Below are 18,036 nucleotides of genomic sequence, written 5' to 3'. Positions count from 1 at the left end.
AAGGTGATCTGCTTTTTTATATATTATTCATACTTATCATAATGTTATGAGCTAATTATACACCCTTAACCTTTATTACCTTATATATTTAACTAACTTTAAACTTCTTTATTTATACTAAGCAATCTTAAAGGTGTAAAAATATTATTAGATGTCTTCTTTTTAAAAAGCATGTCGTCTTAAATAGTTGTTTACAGCTAATTGAATGGACATTATACTAACTGCCTAACTTTGAGGAAGGAAAGTATGTCTATCAACAATAATGCGCTAAATACCTATCGGCTTTTAAAAGCTACTGCCGAGGTCGCTGAAAAATCATTAGAAGGACGTATTCAACACTATCGCGCTCATCTTAAATCAGAAGAAAAAGAATTACGAACTTACACCCAAAAAGCAGCAGCTGATTTATTAGGTTGTAATAATCGTACATTAAAAAGACGCCATGATAATGGTGATTTTGATGGTTTAAACATAAAACGTGGTGCAAATGGTCATTATGCTTACACATTGGTAAATATTTTTGCCATGGCTGATATCATGGATATCAAAGCAGATCACCGCTCTGATGACGATAAACTACAAGTTATTGTTATCAACTCCCTCAAAGGCGGTTGTGGCAAAACGACCAGTATGGTTAACATTGCTGCAGCCCTTGCTACAACAAATATTAAACGTTACCGCATTGGTATTATTGACTTAGATCCTCAAGGTTCTTCTTCAAGTTTTTTCCCTTCAAGTGAACACGATCCAATTACGGTCGGTGACTTAATGCGTGACTGTATAGATTTAGATGAAGGTGAAACCTGGTCTGAATTTGTATCTAATTCTTTTTTACCAACTCATATTCCTAATATTCGTGTTTTACCATCAGGCATGGATGATTTTTACTTTGAGCACGAAACAGCTACTTTACTCAAAGACACGTCAAATTATGAGCAAACTCGCCATTATCATAAGTTACTTGAAAAAGTTATAGAACCAGTAAAAGATCAATTTGATATTTTACTGATAGACACAGCTCCAACTCTTAACTTTATGTTTTACAATGCTTTAATGGCTTCAACAGCCATGTTAATTCCTGTTCATCCAGAAGCTGTTGATTTTGATGCAAACAATAAATACTTAAAACGTTTAGGTGAAATTTATCATACCGTTGCGGCTCTTGGTCATGAAGGCTGGGACTTTATGCAATTTTTAGTTACCAATTATGTAAAAGGTAATCATTCACAACGCGATATTGTTAAAGATGTTCGTAGTGCCTTTGGTCGTCAAGTAATGAGCTATCCAATCAATCACAGCTCAGCAATTACGGCTAGTTCTTCATCTTTTAATACCATATTTGATCAAAAAGCATCTGATAGCTTAGCAAGTCGAGAATCGCTTATGCGAGCACAAGAAAACATAAAAGATGTGGTCGATGAACTCGAAATGCTAATTAGATCAAACTGGAAATCTACACAATCAAAAATAAACACGCCTAAGTAAGGATGTTAAATAAAAATGGCTAAAAAACGTAAAAACGACACCCGCTTAGATCCCTTTGCTACAGCCGTAGGCAGTAGCAGCCTAGATGCCCTCTTAGAACAAGCCAATGCTGGCGATGTAATAAGAATGCCAGCACCAAGCGATCAATCTCGCGAAATAACACTTGTGTGTAAAGTTATATCGCATAAAGACATAGAATCAACTACCGGTGTTTATGGTAAAAACCGTCGTGTACAGGCACTTTTAAATGAGAAGTCTGTATCTGATATATTGCCCGCAATCGCCCATGATGGTCGTAATCAGCATCCCGCTCTACTTTGGGACCAAGGTGATACAAGCCTAGTTTTAGCTGGTTCTCGTCGTCGTATGGCATGTATTTTAGGTAACGCTGATTATTTGGTACTTAGCTCTAGTGATTTTACAGATCAAGACGCTAAAATTTTAGCAGTCTCGTCAGATCAATACATTGCTCCAAGCTTATGGGAGCTAGGACAAGCTTATCAGCAAACTAAAAATGATCTGATTGAACAAGGAAAAAAAGGTTCATACAGAGAAATTGCTTCAATAGAAGGGGTTTCACATACCGCAGTTGCCGACGCGATAAAAGCGTATGAGCAAATTCCTGCCAATGTAATAGCACTTTACCCAACCGCTAATCACGTAGGCAGAGAAGTCGCTAAAAAGCTTGTGAGTGCAAAGGAGCGCGATCCTAAGAGCTTTAATCAACTCGTAGCTGACCTAGCCAGTAATGTTGAGATAAATGCTATTGAAGCTGACGACAAGCGCGCAATGGCTATTACTAAATGTTTAACGGCTGAACCTCAAACAGCCTCAAAACGAGAAGCTGTACTAGAAAATAACTTTGTTTCAGTTCAACGTAACCTTAAAAGCGGTGATGTTTCGGTTAAAATAGACAATAAAGTTATGACAGACAAGCGCTTAGAGCAACTTACTAAGTTATTAAGTGCATTTAATTAGTTAGTATAATAATGATCTATTTAACTCCCTGTGTTAGTTAAATACTGATCTTATTAAGTTTTAAGTTAGTAAAAACTTGATCTTTAACGCCGTATATTTCGCTAAATTGGCCAAATTAATACCAAAGGATCATGTTTTTACTAACTGACCTCTCTTTTTTAATCATATATCTTCATTTTTAATATTTGTTAGTAAAAATCTGATCTGTAAAGTTTTTAGTAATGCTAATAACCCTTCTGTTAATTTACCTTTATTATTTTAGTCGAACTTAACTTAGTAAAATTTTGGTTTACATTGCCATAAACCGCTTTTTTACTAACCTATCAGCTCCAACCAGTTTATATAGTGTTAATATTGCTTTAGCTCAGAGCACATAAGGCATATACTGGCAGAATTATTTTTAAAAACTAATCCTTAGAGTGACATGTCTGCTAACTTATCAAAAAATGATTTACTCGCTATTTTTGAAGAAATTAAAAATGAGCAGGCTACCCAGTTTCCTCTTTCTGAACGTTTTATTAAAAAGCTATTTAGGCCCAATGTTCTTGCTAAAGCCAAAGAGTATTATAAAAACGGTAAAATCACTTGGTTAGAACATACTCCCAATTTTTCGGTGGTCGACTCAACGGTTTTAGGTGATAACGGCACCCCGTTTAACCAACGTATTGAGATCATAAAATTACCAACTGGTTATTCGGTTGATACACACTGTACGTGTAATATAAAAACTAAATGTCGCCACTTAGCTGCTATTTTATTAAAATTAAAAATAGAACACTCAGGTGAATACGGTGAAGACTACTTTATTAATGACTGGTTTAGTGAATTAAGCGCTCTTAAAAGCGCAGAAGAAAACGTACCATCTCAAGTATTATTGTTTGTATTAGATATTGAAAATAATAAAGTATTTTTATCTCCTAAATTAGCCAACCACGACAAAAATCAAAATTACACGTTAGGTCGCAACCTTACAGATCAACAACTCAACAGCTTTATAACGCCAAGCGATTTACTCGAAAGCGATTTTAGGCTGTACAGTTGGATCCGTTCTCAAAATGCTGTGGGTAGTCTCGAACTTAAAGGTCAGTGGGGCTTTAATGCTTTACAGCAATTAATAGCCACAGAGCGACTATTTTTGCAACGTTCTCGTGTCGCAATTAAACCACAAAGTGGTCAGGCTCTGAGTTTTAACTGGAAGCAAGAAAAAGACGTGACCCAGTTAGGTATTAATCTTGATCAAAGTAAAAATTGGGCGTTAATAAAAACAACCCCACCTACTTACCTAGACCTAGATCACTTAAAAATTGGTCGTATACGTACACCATTAAGTGCAGACGAAATATCGCATTTACAAACCATGCCTGCTTTACACGATACTAATTTTGATCGAATTTATAAACAGCTTGCTGATAACTTTGGTGCGGGAGTTATTCCTCACCCTACCAACTCTAAAACAACGTTACCAAAAGCAGCAAGTAATGCAGTTTTAAAAGTAACGATGGAAGAACGTGGTTTAACACTGTCGTTATTATTTAAGTATAAAAATAAAAATTATTTAGCTGGTTCTGCACCTGAAAATCTAATTAATAATGCGTTCGAGAATACCGTTACGAATGAGTTAGTAAATTTAGGTTTTGAGTTTTGTAAAGGGGGTTTACAAAGTGAGTTTATATTTACTAAGCAATCGCCTATTCATTTACATTGGTTAATTTACGAGTTATTCCCAAGCTTTAAAGAACGTGGCTGGAAAGTCAGTGTAACCAAAGTAAATGTTGCTAACCCACAAAGTGAAGTAACACTAAATGTTAACAGAGCTATTGGGCACCAAATGCACTGTAAAGTGCTACTGCATGATGCCAAAGCAGCGTTACTGTTTAACAATGACGACTTAGCTTATCAATCGTTAAACCGTCAAAGTGAGTTGTTTCACTATTACCCAGTTGGTCGCCAATTTGGTGTTATTAATAAATCGGCTATAAATTTACTTAACGAATTTAAGCAACGTTTTGAATTTGTAAAAACCCGAGATGAATTTAATATTCCACTCTCGTATTTACCTCAATTAGTTAAACATACTGAAATTAATGTAGAGTTGCATGACGACACACTAGAGAGTTATTTAGAAGAATTAAATAATTCAGATAGTACAATGCCCACTGTATCGCTACATGGCTTGAATGACTCAGTTGTACTGCGTGAATACCAACAACAAGGCGTAGATTGGTTAAGCTTTTTAAAGCGCCATAAATTAGGTGGTATTTTAGCGGACGACATGGGGTTAGGTAAAACACTGCAAGTTATTGCATTTTTAACTAGCACGTATAATCGCCCTCAAGCGGGTCCTACACTTATTGTATGCCCTACAAGTTTGGTTAGTAATTGGGAAAACGAAATTACTAAATTTGCGAAAGGTTTAAAAGTAACGACTATTTTTGGATCGAATCGTAACGAACCGCTGCAGCATTTAGCACAATCGCAATGTATATTAACAACCTATCCATTACTAAAACGTGATATTGCTTATTATTCGCCGCTGTATTTCGAAAATATAATTTTGGATGAAGCGCAATATATTAAAAACGATACAGCACAAGTATCGCGTTTAGTTAAACGCCTTAATGCCGACTTTAAATTATGCTTAAGTGGTACGCCAATCGAGAATAATTTATTTGAGCTTAAGTCGTTACTTGATTTTGCAATGCCATCGTTACTTGGTTCTCAGGCGCATTTTAAACAGCATTTTCAAACTCCTATTGAACGTGATGCAGACATGGAACGCGCTGAGCAACTAAAAGCGCTAATAATGCCGTTTATATTACGCCGTACTAAAGCACAAGTAGCGCAAGAACTGCCTGAAAAAACCGAGCTAACTAAAGAGTTTGAGTTTGAGCCTAAACAAAAAGAGATGTACGAAGGGATCACGCGCTCACTAGAAGAAAAATTGACTGATTTGTTTGCTGAACAAGGTGTGCAAAAAAGTAAGCTTGCTTTTCTTGAGGCGTTATTAAAGTTAAGGCAGATTTGTTGTCATCCAAAATTAATTGAACCAGATACGCATGCTGGATCTGCAAAGCTTGAATGGCTCGCAACTCATTTACCACTTATGTTAAGTCTGGGTCGTAAAGTTATTATATTCAGTCAGTTTACATCGGCGCTTGATTTAATAGCCCAACGCCTTGCTGAAATAAATATAGACTTTAGTTTGCTTACAGGGCAAACACGTCATCGCGATAAAGTAATTGACGAATTTACTAGCGGTAAAACATCGGTATTTTTAATTAGCTTAAAGGCGGGCGGCACTGGTCTTAACCTTACGCAAGCCGACACTGTTATACATTTTGATCCGTGGTGGAACCCTGCTGTAGAAAAACAAGCTACTGATAGAGCTTATCGTATCGGGCAAACAAACCCCGTATTTGTATATAAGCTAATCATGAGTAATTCAATAGAGCAAAAAGTGTTTAAAATGCAAGAGGACAAACAAGCACTCGTAGATGCATTATTTACCGATAAATCAATGAGCTTTACTAAATTTGACGAACAACAAATGCTTTCGCTCATTAAAAATTAAATTAGTTTAAAAAAGTTTTTATTTTTTTGAACTTAATTAAAAATAGGTCGTCTACTATTATGCTTGTTGATTAATTGCAGTTAATTCAAGCATCATGTTGATTTCCCCATTTAGTTACTAATTTTAGTAATGATTAAGCCAGTTTATTTTAAACTGGCTTTTTTTATGCCTAAAATTTAGCACTAAAATATTATTTAAATAGTTTCGAATTTATTATGAACTTAATTAGAAAGAGACCGTCTACTATTATGCTTGTTGATTAATTGCAGTTAATTCAAGCTTCATGTTGATTTCCCCATTTAGTTACTAATTTTAGTAATGATTAAGCCAGTTTATTTTAAACTGGCTTTTTTTATGCCTAAAATTTAGCACTAAAATATTATTTAAATAGTTTCGAATTTATTATGAACTTAATCAAAAATAGGTCGTCTACTATTATGCTTGTTGATTAATTGCAGTTAATTCAAGCTTCATGTTGATTTCCCCATTTAGTTACTAATTTTAGTAATGATTAAGCCAGTTTATTTTAAACTGGCTTTTTTTATGCCTAAAATTTAGCACTAAAATATTATTTAAATAGTTTCGAATTTATTATGAACTTAATTGAAAAGAGACCGTCTACTATTATGCTTGTTGATTAATTGCAGTTAATTCAAGTTTCATGTTGATTTCCCCCATTTGGTTACTAATTTTAGTAATGATTGAGCCAGTTTATTTTAAACTGGCTTTTTTTATGTCTAAAATTTACCGCTAAAATATTATTTAAATAATTTCGAATTTATTATGAACTTAATTGAAAAGAGACCGTCTACTATTATGCTTGTGATTAATTGCAGTTAATTCAAGTTTCATATTGATTTCCCCCCAATTTGATTACTATTTTTAGTAATAATTAAGCCAGTTTATTTTAAACTGGCTTTTTTTATGCACAAAATTTATATCCATATCAAACACAATCCAAGTAAATTTACTTTATTTAACGTTATAAAATTATTTTGAATTAATTATCTCGTTTGCCGGTCTACTGTAGTGCCTGTTGTATACAACTTCGCATAATAATTTAATTTATTTTGTGAACGGGTATTTAAGTTGCAGCTTACTCAGGCACATGTTGATTTTCCCTTTGATTACTTAATTTAGTAATATTTAACCAGCTTATTTTGAGCTGGTTTTTTTATGCCTGTAATTTCTGTGCTCCCCTACTTCTATTAGTTGTTATTGGTTATGATGTCATGTCTCTAAATTTTATAAGTTTATTTTTATGTTCACTCAAATACTCACTAATATAGATTGGTTAAGCGCAGGCTCTGGTATTGCTCTAGGCGTTGTATTTTATGGTGTTGTATCATCGCAGCTTCGCAAAAAATTAAATCAACAAATAAGCGATCAACAACAGCAGCTTTCACTATTAAAAAATCAGTTCGATAATAAACAATCGCAATACAACACGTTGCTTGAAGATCACGAATTACTTGAACATACCCATCAAGAGCAGCGCGATGAAGCGCAGCATTTTAAAACGCGTGTTAGTGAACAAGAAAAACAAAGTATTCAATACAATCAATTTTGGCGTAAGGCCGAAAGTGAACTTACTGCCCTGCGTGAGCAATACAATCAACGCGATGTTGAACTAAATAATATGCGCACCATGCTTGAGCAAAAACAGCAAAACTTTACTGAGCAACTTGCACAAATTGAGCAAAGTAAAAATATGCTCAAAAAAGAATTCGAAAACTTAGCCAACAAAATTTTAGAAGAAAAATCGCAAAGCTTTAAAACGTTAAATCAAGAAAGTATTGAGCAATTATTAAAACCAGTTCAAGGCGAGCTAAAAGGCTTTAGAGAAAAAATGGAGTCGATACACGTTGAAGATATAAAACAACGTACGGCACTTAAAACAGAGTTACTGCATTTACAGGCTAAAAGCCAAGCTATTACCGATCAAGCCGATAAGCTCAGTAATGCGCTACAAGGGCAAAAGAAAACCCAAGGCAATTGGGGAGAGCTAATGCTCGAAAACGTGTTAGATAGCGCAGGCTTACGTGCTGGCGTTGATTACAAACGCGAAGTGTCGTTTAACACCGAAGAGGGTCGTCTGCGCCCTGATGTAGTTGTGTACTTACCACAAGGTCGCCATTTAGTTATTGACGCTAAAACATCGCTAAACGCTTATACTCGCTACGTAAATGCGGAAAACGAGTTAGATGCTAACCAAGCAATCAAAGAGCATGTAAACGCTGTTACAGCTCGTATAAATGAGCTAGCAAGCAAATCGTACGACCGCTTACCTGGTCTTAACTCGCCAGAGGTTGTGGTTATGTTTGTACCAATAGAGTCGGCTTTTGTTGAGGCGCTTAAATATCAAAGTGATATTTATCAACAAGCAATTGAAAAAAATATACTCGTTGCTACTCCAACTACGCTGCTTACTAGTTTAAATATTGTTAAACAACTTTGGCGATTTGAAGAGCAAACCAAATACTCAAAAGAGTTGGCAAACCGTGCCGAGCGTTTTTATAACAAACTTAATGGCTTTTTATTAAGTATGGAAGGCGTAGGTAAGCAGCTTGATAAAGCAAAAGAAAGTTACGACAAAGCGTTTTCACAGTTATATCGTGGTAAAGGGAACTTGATTAAACAAGCGTCTGAGTTTAAAGAGTTAGGTGTATCGGTACAAAAAGAGTTACCCAGCGAAAGTGTTGAGCGTGCTCAATTAGAATTAGATTAATCCTGATTTATTTTTATTTCGTTTATACAAATTAAACCTTAAGGGTATTTATGAATAATAAGATTATAGGAATTGTTTTAATCGTTATAGGTATTGCACTCATAGTGTGGGGCTATGATGTTTATAGCGCAGCAACGTCGCAATTAAGCCGTGCGTTTAGTGGTGACACGCCAATAGAAGCATGGGCTGGTATTATTGGCGGCGCTATATGTGTACTAGTTGGTATTAAAAAGTTTAAGTGATCAACATTACATGCACATGGTTATTTTATTTGAACTCATTTTTTGACGCTCTTCTGAAATAGGAGAGCTGTTATAACAGTTGTATTGAACAATTATTTCGTTAGTTTCAATCTTAAAGTGCTTATTTAAATCAAGCGATGCTAAATAAGTTTGCCCTGCTTCAAGTTTTAGGTAATCGTCAGGGAATTTAGGTGCGCGCAGCCTTAAATGTTTTAATCTTGATATTTTTTTTCCCGCCAGATCATAAATATCGAGACATGCGACAGTGTACCTTTCATTTTTAAATATACGCATATGATCTATAAAACATACTTTGTTATATTTATTCGTAAAACTTATCAATAATTCATTTGTTTTAGCATCTTGATCAAGTATTACTTCAATCATTTTATTACCTCTATGTATTTATAAATCATTAGGTTTAATTTGCTCTATAATTTTATGATGATCAAGAATCTGATTGAGCTAATAATTGATGTAAAGTAGTGCTTGGCAGGCATTGTCCTTTTGACCAATGGCTATTAAGTAATGTAATTAAAGAGCTTAGGCGTTCTGATTTACGTTTAACTTGCACAATGAGCTCATCGGCTTCTTTTTGTTTTTGCTCTAAGCGTTTAATTATTACGGTGTGGTCTAACTCGTCGTTTTCGTTACGTAACATAGGAATTTCGTCTAGAGAAAACCCTAAGCTTTGTGAGAACTTAATTAGCTGAAGCTTTTCTAGGTTTTGTTGTGAGTATTGTCTATAGCCGTTTGCACTGCGAGTGCTCGGTTTTAATAAGCCCTTGCTTTCGTAAAAGCGAATTGTACTGGTGGGGGTGTTGGTAAGTTTAGCAAGTTCGCCTATTTTCATAACTAATAATTACTCCACTTTACATAAACTTAGTGTATTGACCTTAAAGCTAACTTTAAGGTTATAGTTACTTTAATGTCAATTTAATTAGCTAATAATTATGCATAACCCTGTGTTTACCTCGTTTACCCTACCTAGTGGTTTAGTATTGAAAAATCGTATTGCCAAAGCCGCCATGGAAGAAAACCTAGCACAAGAGGATCAAACGCCTTCTCAAACACTTAAAAATATTTATAGTGCGTGGGCTAAAGGTGGTACCGGACTTATTATTACGGGTAATGTAATGGTTGATCATTTAGCAATGACTGGTCCTGGTGGTCTTGTGCTTGAGAAAAATACTGATATTACTGCATTTGAAGAGCTTGCTCGCTTATCAAAACAAAACAACTGCAAAGTGGTTATGCAAATTAATCACCCTGGTAGGCAGGTATTTAAAAAAATGGGCGGAAAGGTTCTTTCAGCCTCAAGTGTTGCACTTAATATGGGTAAGCATTCGCACTTGTTTGGCGTACCAAAAGCAATGACGCAGAGCGAGATTGATGATGTTATTACCCGCTTTACACAAACAGCACAACAAGCCGAAAAAGCAGGTTTTAATGGAATACAAATACATGCTGCACATGGTTATTTACTAGCTCAGTTTTTATCGCCTCTTACCAATCTGCGTAACGATCAGTGGGGAGGAAGCTTGCAAAACAGAGCGCGTTTATTGCTGGAAATTACTCGTAATATAAAAGCACTTTGTTCGCCTACTTTTTCGGTATCGGTAAAGTTAAACTCTGCAGATTTTCAACGAGGCGGGTTCGAACCAAGTGATGCGCAAGTTGTAGTCGATTTACTTAATGAGCTCAATGTTGATTTTGTAGAGCTTTCAGGTGGCAGCTATGAAGCGCCGGCAATGCAAGGGAAAACCGGCGATGAGCGCACACTAGCCCGCGAGGCATATTTTTTAGAGTTTGCAAAAGTAATTAGCCAGCGTTCTTCAATACCCATAATGACAACTGGCGGCATCAGTCGTTTATCTATTGCAAATAATGTAATTGAAAGTGGAGTTGCTTTAGTCGGAGTCGCTACTGCGCTTGCATATCAGCCCAATTTACCAAATAAATGGCAAAATGAGCCATTGCAATTAGCCGTGTTACCCAATGTTACTTGGCGAGATAAAACCCTTGCTGGGCTTGCTATAATGGCATTGGTTAAAAGGCAAATACGCCGTGTTGGAGAAGGTAAATCGGTAAAAACAAACGCATCCCCTTTATTTACGTTAATAACGGATCAGCTCAGATCGTTAAAGCTAACTAAACGTTACCGCAAGCGTTTTTTGGCTGAGTTAAACTAAATGTGCATTCGGTTATAAAGTTCAAGAAACGATTGTCTAAATTTAATGTAAACCCCCATTACAGCTTATCTTTAGTTTTGCGGTTGAAATACTAATCGCTCGTTCCCATTATATTTTGTAGGTGCTAAGTTTTTAGGCACCTATCTCTATAGTTTTCACATTATTCGAATTTAATTCTTGTAGATTAATGATTCTAATTTTAGACAATTTTAATTGAGAGCTTGATAATTTTTGAGCGATCGTTCAAAGTGATGCGTAGTTATCTTGGTAACTTTTTTATTTACTATTACCTAAGCCTTAACGTGTAAGTATTCTTATTTATACTGGAGAGTCTCAATGATTAAAGTTTCAGTACTTTACCCAAACGCAGCCGATGCTCAATTCGATTTTGACTACTACTGCAATGCACATATTCCGCTTATTGCCGATTTACTAGGTGATGCATTAATTAGTGGCTCCGCAGATGCTGGGCTTGCTGGCGGTACACCAAATGAAGCACCAACTTATATTGCAATGGGGCATCTTGTTTTTGAATCGGTAGAAGTATTTCAAAATTCATTTGCACCGCACGCAGATAAAATTTTGGCAGACCTAGCTAATTTTACAAACACCCAGCCACAAATCCAAATTAGCGAAATTAAGCTATAAATTTAATTTAAAATAACGAGGGCAAACATGGCAACTACACTTGCATTTGACGTATACGGTACGCTAATTAATACTCACGGCGTACTGTCCTTACTCGACGACATGATTGGCGACAACGCCCAAGCATTTTCAAACACATGGCGCGAAAAGCAATTAGAATACTCATTTAGACGTGGGTTAATGCAAAATTATATTCCTTTCTCGCTATGTACCAAACACGCACTCGACTACGCCTGCTTAGCGCACAAAACCGAGCTGAGTGACGAGCAAAAAGCACAGCTGCTAGAGCTTTATAAAACACTTCCTGCGTTCGACGATGTAAAAGCCGGTCTTGAACAATTAAAAGCGAAAGATTACCGTTTGTTTGCATTTTCAAATGGGGCTGCCAATGCGGTTCATACCTTATTAAAAACGGCAGGTATTGATGAGCTTTTTGAAGGGGTAGTAAGTGCCGACGATGTTAAAACTTTTAAGCCAAACCCAGGGGTTTATAGTCACTTTTTACGGGAAACAAATTCAACAGGTGCAAACACATGGCTTGTATCAAGTAACCCGTTTGATGTAACCGGTGCTATATCGCATGGCATGCGCGCCGCTTGGATTCAGCGCTCAAAAGAATCTATTTTCGATCCGTGGGAAATACAACCAAACACAATCGCAACCGACTTACTCGATTTAAAAGCAAAATTAGAAAGCGTTAACTAATTTTATATCCCCTTTTGCCTATGGTGTAACGTGCCATAGGTGTAAAGGGGGTTTACGCTTTAACTACTTACACCGCGTTTTGTTTATAAACGTACACCTAATTACTAATTCCCGCCTTAATTAACTCAATCACAGTATTCATGCGTTTTGCCAGCGGTCGATTTCGATGATGGCACACATAAATAGATTCACTAACTGGATTTACTAAATGATGCGTTTTAATAAGCTCAGGCTTATTAAATGCTCCTACAGCATGAGCAGGTAATACCGTAAAGCCTAACCCTAAACTTACAGGCTCTAGTATTAAACTAATTTGGTTAGAAAACCCTGCCCGCTTTATTTGGTCAATATGTTCAAACTCACTGTAGTTTTCGCTAAGTAATAATTGTGCGTGGTGTTTTGCGTCGGGATGACCTATAAATCCTAAGTTACATAATGTTTGCCACGTTGGCGTTTTAATTGTTGCAGGTGTTACAAGTAATAGCGCCTCTTTACCTATTTTGTGGCTTGTTACTTCGCCAAGCACAGGCGGATGAGTTAAAAAGCCAATGTCGGCGCTATGATTTGCTATTGCTTGTTCCACACTTTCATTTGGCGCAAAACGGTAATCAATAGTCAGCCCTTCATGCTCAGATTGCAGTGCTAGTAACTGGCTATAAAATTTTAAACCACAACTGCCCGGTGATTGAATTTTTATAGAACCCCTATAGGGTGAATCATCTTTTAACTGTTGCTCTAAAAACTGCCAATCTTTAAGAAGTTGACTGCCCTGCTGATATAAATTTTGGCCCTGTGGCGTAAGCGAAAACTGCTTACCGTGGCGCTCAAGCAAGGCGCAGTTAACTTGCTGCTCTAGCTTTTTAATATGCTGACTCACGCCCGATTGCGTCATGTAAAGGCGCTGGGCAGTTTGGGTAAAATGATTTACCTCAACCAAAGTGCAAAATGTGTTTAACCATGTAGGATTTATCATTACAAAGCATACTCAAAATGATGATTAATGATAATTTTACTTAATACTTCCCTGTTCGTAAACTAACTCCATCAACTAGTCATAAGATTAGTCACAAGCTAAGTCACAAGTTAAAGAGGAAGTATTATGAGTCATACATATCCACGTAGTTTTTCGCACATAGGTATTTCGGTTCCCGACGTTGAAAAAGCCGTTGAGTTTTACACTAAGGTTATGGGATGGTACACAATAATGGAACCTACCTTAATTACCGAAGACAAAAGCCCAATTGGCGAAATGTGCACAGAAGTATTTGGCGAAAAATGGGAAAAATTTAAAATAGCGCACCTATCTACAGGCGATCGTATTGGTGTAGAAATCTTTGAATTTAAAAACCAAGAAAACCCAAAAAACAACTTTGAATACTGGAAAACAGGCATCTTTCACTTTTGTGTTCAAGACCCAGATGTAGAAGGCTTAGCGGAGCGTATAGTAGAAGCCGGCGGTAAAAAACGTATGGAAGCACCACGTTATTACTACCCTGGAGAAAAGCCATACCGCATGATCTACATGGAAGACCCGTTTGGTAATATTTTAGAGATTTACAGCCACAGCTACGAGCTTATTTACAGCGCTGGCGCTTACTAAGTTTAGGTGAGTTAAATATTAAGTCTAAAAGGTCGCAGTATATTTACTGCGACCTTTTTCGATTAGCTTCACTTTTATATTTAATAAAATAAGTTTAACGATCTTTTTTTGGAGGACCTGTTGGCGCTTCATTTGCGCTTATGTATCCATCTTGGTTTTTGTCGAGATGTTTAAAGCGTTGATCTGAAGCCTTAAACTCTGAACGTTCTACTTTCCCATCGTTATTTTTATCAAATCGTTTAATAAAATTACTGTTTTTATTCGCTGGTGTTGCTTGAGATTTTTGAGAGTTGTTTGTTTGGGTTAAGCTAATATCAGCGTATTCACTTTTACTCTCTAACAAGGTTCCTGTTGCTACATCAACTACGCCGCCTCTTACCATACGAACATAATTATTCACTCGAATTAAATCGCCTTGCGGACCTCTCGATGTAGGTTCTCCTACTTTAGGATCGCTGCGTTGAGAGCCCGCGCCGTGCACATCAAGTGTTATACCGCGCATTTCACCCAAAGCTTTACCAAAGGCAATATATACCGCGCCCTCTTCTGGCACCGGACCATCAAGGTGAGTTGTAGAGCTCCAATAGTATGAGTAATCTTTTTCACCGGCCTCATTTATAATTGATGATGTTTCAAAAATAGGATCTATCGCAGCAGAATCAGATGTAGCTGGCGAGCGAGTATAATCAACAATACTTTGCAGCTCTTTGGCATTGGGTAAGCGCCAATCGTTATAACCGCCTAAAGTTGACTGCTCAGCGTATTGGAGTGCTTGTTGCCAATTTAGCCCCTTGTTACTGTCGGCCTTTTGCCACGTTAATCCTGTAGCGGTATCTAAAATAGTGCCGTTACTCTTATCAACAAAATCGTTTTTTCCGTAATCAGTGTTTCCTCTAACAAACCTAAAGTACATTTTGTTAGGCTCTTGAGTGCGCGGATTATATTTTGGGTAGCCTTTAATGCGGCCATCAACAAAATTTACGCCAAAAACAGTGTCATCGCTTTTCATGGTTTTAGCAACGTATTCGGTGCTTGACCACGTTTGCGCGTCTATTTCTCGCTCCCCTGCACTTGTGTTACCAATAGGCTGATTAAAGTAATTGGTGTCTATAAAAGGATAAAGCGCTTTATCTCCTTTCACGCTGCCAGAAAATTCAATTAAAGAATAAAGTTCTTTAATAGTCGGTATTCGCCAGTCGCTAAAGCCACCTAATTTACACTATTAACTTTTTTTAGTGCTTCTTCAAAAGACAGTTTACTACCCATCTCTTGTTGCCAGGTTAATCCCGTTACATTATCGGTAACTGTGCCGTTATGATTATCAGTGTACGAAGGCGGATTAATAATGTAATTCGCATCTTGACCAAAAAAAGCATCGTCGCTTTGCGGTAATTCAATAACGTCATTGTTGCTATAAGCAACTCTTTGGTTAGTATCAACAATTGTATAGTTGTTTGCTACTTTAGGAGAAGTAGTTTGAGGCGTATTTTTTAGCTCCATTAAATCTTCACCAAAAATTACATTACCGCTGTAATTTTTTTGAATTTCTTTCATGCTTGCTACGGTATCAACAACCGTTGAATTAAAATGGGTGTATACCAAATTTTTAACGTTCGCTTTATTAGCCATAGAGCTTGAGTCAGCTAGGTTTAGATGCGCATTTCCTTTGGGCTTTTTATTTTCTCGACTTTGAGACGACTTATTGCCGCTTTTATTTTTACGGCGTCCGTCTTTCATTATCATACCGCCCGAATCAATGATCATATAATCGGCATTTTTAGCAAATGTAGGTAGTTTGTCAGAATAAGTAAGGTCACCAGTAATAACGATAGACTGCCCTTTATAATCAAATCGGTAGGCAATAGTATAAATTGTATGGGGTACTTTGAGTGTAGTCACAACAATATCGTCTATTTTAAACGACTCACCACCCTTTAAATCTTTTACTTCAAACGCATTTTTACGCTCATCAAGTGTGCGGTTTGTTTTGCTTAAACGATATGAAATGTCTTCGTTGTATAGCTCTAAATTTAACTCTGTGAGCTTAACGGTATTAGGCGGACCCATAATAGTGAAGTTATCCTGACCTAAAAGAGAGCCAATAAACATAGGAACAAATTCTTCGTTATGATCAAGATGATGATGGGTTAAAAATAGTGCTGATATATTTTTAGCATTAAAGCCTAATTTATTTAAGTTGGCTTGCGTGCCGTTTCCCATATCAACCAAAATATGTGTGTCACCTAGCGAAATTAACGTGCTTGCACTCGCTCGGTTCTCATTATAAATGGGTGAACCTGACCCAATAATAGTAGCCGTTAATTGCTCTGCAGCATTGGCTACAGTCAATAACTCGCAACCTAATATTATTAGCGCAACGATAAGTTTTTTCATAGTAAACATGACCTTTTATCGAGATATAATGACCTTGTATATTGCGCACTATACAAATCTATTTGAGTATATTCATAGAATTTACAATACTTTACCCATGTTATGAGGAGCTATCGAAACACTTAATTAGAGTGCTTAATAAACAATGTCGCAAAGGTTAGGATGGATTTTAGGGTTATTTACCTTGATAAATATAAGCTAAATAAACAGTGGCTGTAAGATAGCCTAAAGATAAGCAACTATTTAAACCCCAAACGCAGTACCAAAACTTACCTGAGAAATAACTACTGGTACGCAATTTTTTATTTATTAATGCTAATGAAGATGGGATTTGTAATAAGGCGGAAAATCCAAGCAGCGGTGCAAAAAAAAACATTAAAACTAAGCCTGATGCACTCGTAGCTGGTCCGCTACTTTGTGATGTTATTGGCGCTAACGTCCAATATAACAAAGTAAATGCGGCAAGTGAGCAGATTAAACCTAAAAGTTGAATTGAACGCATATTATCCTGTGCATATTAAGAGATCTGCTTGCTTAAATTTATACCTTTTTTAACAAATTACTTAAGCGATTACTATCACTAAGTTATTTAAAATTTTAGAACAGTGACAGGTTTATTTTTTATGCGTGCAATAGGGGTTTAGTAGTAATAGAGACTTACTTTAATGGGTGGTGTGCGAGTGACGGCATAAAAATAGATGAACGCTTAACCAAAAAGTAAATTTAGTGGCATCGTTTTATTTGTTAAATTAAAGTGGCTGTCTAATTTGATTTTTAATCACATACCACGACCATAAAAAAACCACAGGGTAAATAATATTTTGTAATACAGTGTTTAAATAGTGCTGAAATTTCTGTTTGTGTAAGAACAATAGGTAATTTTCTCGATCGTTCATTTTTTACAAAATCGAATGATAATGAGAGGGGTTTCTTGATGATTTATTTATATAGAAAACTTAGCGCATTCAATGCGTTGGCTTGTGTACCTTGCGCTATATTTTGCGAGTTCACTAAATGGTTTAAATATAACTCCGCTTTAGTATCTCCCATAGAACTAGGGTGTTGCATATTATTAAAGCGGATATAGGCAGCTATTTAAAATAGATAAGCTTCAATAGTGCTTTTTGTACAGCGCTTGTTATACATATAATATTTAATCATGGTTAGAAACAGAGATTTCATAAATGATATTCAACCTCAAATACGCACTGTGTATAGACAGTTTTTGTGTTTTGTCCAATAACATTATTAAAAGTCGTTTTGATGTGTTTTAACAGCGATCATTTTATAGCATACGTAATTGCTTGTTTACATTGGCGTTATTTAGTGGAATTATTGAGCCATGTAATATACGCCGTTTTGGGGTGTTATAATCCCCCAAAGTGGTGTTCAATAAGCTGTTGAACAAAGCCGCTACGCGGAGCTAGCAACCTCTAGCATAATTGCCACACTTGTCATTGGGACTTCCCCCTATTCACCGGAGAAAACCAATG

General features: G+C 36.3%; 16 protein-coding genes. 9 read left to right on the top strand and 7 right to left on the bottom strand.

Features of this window, described 5'->3' with window-relative positions:
* Positions 1-246 precede the first annotated feature (246 nt).
* From GQR56_RS17085 to GQR56_RS17065, 5 genes are all read left to right on the top strand, one after another.
* Positions 247-1,485, top strand: coding sequence for an AAA family ATPase (locus GQR56_RS17085; RefSeq protein WP_024612151.1), 1,239 nt, complete (start codon positions 247-249; stop codon positions 1,483-1,485).
* Between the two features lie 15 nt (positions 1,486-1,500).
* Entirely contained in the window at positions 1,501-2,463 is a 963-nt protein-coding gene (locus GQR56_RS17080) for a transcriptional regulator (RefSeq protein ID WP_024612152.1), read from the top strand.
* Between the two features lie 424 nt (positions 2,464-2,887).
* Positions 2,888-6,034, top strand: a complete 3,147-nt coding sequence (locus tag GQR56_RS17075; protein WP_024612153.1) for a DEAD/DEAH box helicase — start codon at positions 2,888-2,890, stop codon at positions 6,032-6,034.
* 1,261 nt (positions 6,035-7,295) lie between these two features.
* Positions 7,296-8,762 carry a DNA recombination protein RmuC gene (gene rmuC, locus GQR56_RS17070; RefSeq protein WP_166113716.1) on the top strand — a complete coding sequence of 489 codons (1,467 nt, stop codon included), beginning with the start codon at positions 7,296-7,298 and terminating at the stop codon, positions 8,760-8,762.
* Positions 8,763-8,812: 50 nt separating this feature from the next.
* Positions 8,813-9,004: a DUF3185 family protein gene (locus GQR56_RS17065; protein WP_166113713.1), complete on the top strand. Its 192-nt coding sequence runs from the start codon at positions 8,813-8,815 to the stop codon at positions 9,002-9,004.
* Between the two features lie 6 nt (positions 9,005-9,010).
* Here the strand turns inward: GQR56_RS17065 and GQR56_RS17060 are convergent, their stop codons facing one another.
* Positions 9,011-9,391: a hypothetical protein gene (locus GQR56_RS17060; RefSeq protein WP_166113710.1), complete on the bottom strand. Its 381-nt coding sequence runs from the start codon at positions 9,389-9,391 to the stop codon at positions 9,011-9,013.
* A gap of 61 nt (positions 9,392-9,452) precedes the next feature.
* Complete coding sequence (locus tag GQR56_RS17055) at positions 9,453-9,857, bottom strand: MerR family transcriptional regulator (RefSeq protein WP_024612157.1); 405 nt, start codon at positions 9,855-9,857, stop codon at positions 9,453-9,455.
* Between the two features lie 100 nt (positions 9,858-9,957).
* On the opposite strand from GQR56_RS17055, the gene GQR56_RS17050 reads away from it, so the two are divergent.
* The 3 genes from GQR56_RS17050 to GQR56_RS17040 all read left to right on the top strand — a co-directional run bounded on the left by GQR56_RS17050 (position 9,958) and on the right by GQR56_RS17040 (position 12,549).
* Positions 9,958-11,196 carry an NADH:flavin oxidoreductase/NADH oxidase family protein gene (locus GQR56_RS17050; protein ID WP_166113707.1) on the top strand — a complete coding sequence of 413 codons (1,239 nt, stop codon included), beginning with the start codon at positions 9,958-9,960 and terminating at the stop codon, positions 11,194-11,196.
* 336 nt (positions 11,197-11,532) lie between these two features.
* Positions 11,533-11,844 carry an EthD family reductase gene (locus GQR56_RS17045; protein WP_166113704.1) on the top strand — a complete coding sequence of 104 codons (312 nt, stop codon included), beginning with the start codon at positions 11,533-11,535 and terminating at the stop codon, positions 11,842-11,844.
* Between the two features lie 27 nt (positions 11,845-11,871).
* Positions 11,872-12,549, top strand: coding sequence for a haloacid dehalogenase type II (locus GQR56_RS17040; protein ID WP_166113701.1), 678 nt, complete (start codon positions 11,872-11,874; stop codon positions 12,547-12,549).
* Between the two features lie 97 nt (positions 12,550-12,646).
* On the opposite strand, the gene GQR56_RS17035 is transcribed toward GQR56_RS17040, so the two are convergent.
* Positions 12,647-13,522: a LysR family transcriptional regulator gene (locus tag GQR56_RS17035; RefSeq protein WP_166113698.1), complete on the bottom strand. Its 876-nt coding sequence runs from the start codon at positions 13,520-13,522 to the stop codon at positions 12,647-12,649.
* Between the two features lie 126 nt (positions 13,523-13,648).
* Here GQR56_RS17035 and GQR56_RS17030 point away from each other — a divergent pair, with 126 nt between their 5' ends.
* The gene (locus GQR56_RS17030) at positions 13,649-14,149 is read left to right on the top strand and encodes a lactoylglutathione lyase family protein (RefSeq protein WP_024612161.1); all 501 of its coding nucleotides are present in this window, start codon (positions 13,649-13,651) and stop codon (positions 14,147-14,149) included.
* 94 nt (positions 14,150-14,243) lie between these two features.
* Here GQR56_RS17030 and GQR56_RS21720 read toward each other — a convergent pair whose 3' ends face one another.
* The 4 genes from GQR56_RS21720 to GQR56_RS21545 form a co-directional block, all read right to left on the bottom strand.
* Positions 14,244-15,308 carry a DUF1566 domain-containing protein gene (locus GQR56_RS21720; RefSeq protein ID WP_346775775.1) on the bottom strand — a complete coding sequence of 355 codons (1,065 nt, stop codon included), beginning with the start codon at positions 15,306-15,308 and terminating at the stop codon, positions 14,244-14,246.
* A 50-nt stretch (positions 15,309-15,358) separates the two neighbouring features.
* Positions 15,359-16,543, bottom strand: a complete 1,185-nt coding sequence (locus GQR56_RS21375) for an MBL fold metallo-hydrolase (protein WP_206018195.1) — start codon at positions 16,541-16,543, stop codon at positions 15,359-15,361.
* A 175-nt stretch (positions 16,544-16,718) separates the two neighbouring features.
* Positions 16,719-17,045 (bottom strand): hypothetical protein, encoded by a 327-nt coding sequence (locus tag GQR56_RS17015; RefSeq protein WP_024612163.1) that lies wholly within the window; start codon positions 17,043-17,045, stop codon positions 16,719-16,721.
* Between the two features lie 437 nt (positions 17,046-17,482).
* Positions 17,483-17,626 (bottom strand): phage integrase N-terminal SAM-like domain-containing protein, encoded by a 144-nt coding sequence (locus GQR56_RS21545; protein ID WP_346775774.1) that lies wholly within the window; start codon positions 17,624-17,626, stop codon positions 17,483-17,485.
* Positions 17,627-18,036 lie beyond the last annotated feature (410 nt).

Origin of the sequence: Pseudoalteromonas sp. Z9A5 (genome assembly GCF_011378875.1) — a bacterium.
Taxonomy (GTDB): domain Bacteria; phylum Pseudomonadota; class Gammaproteobacteria; order Enterobacterales; family Alteromonadaceae; genus Pseudoalteromonas.
The sequence above is the reverse complement of the archived record's forward strand: the minus strand, read 5'-3'. Positions and strand labels throughout refer to the sequence as shown.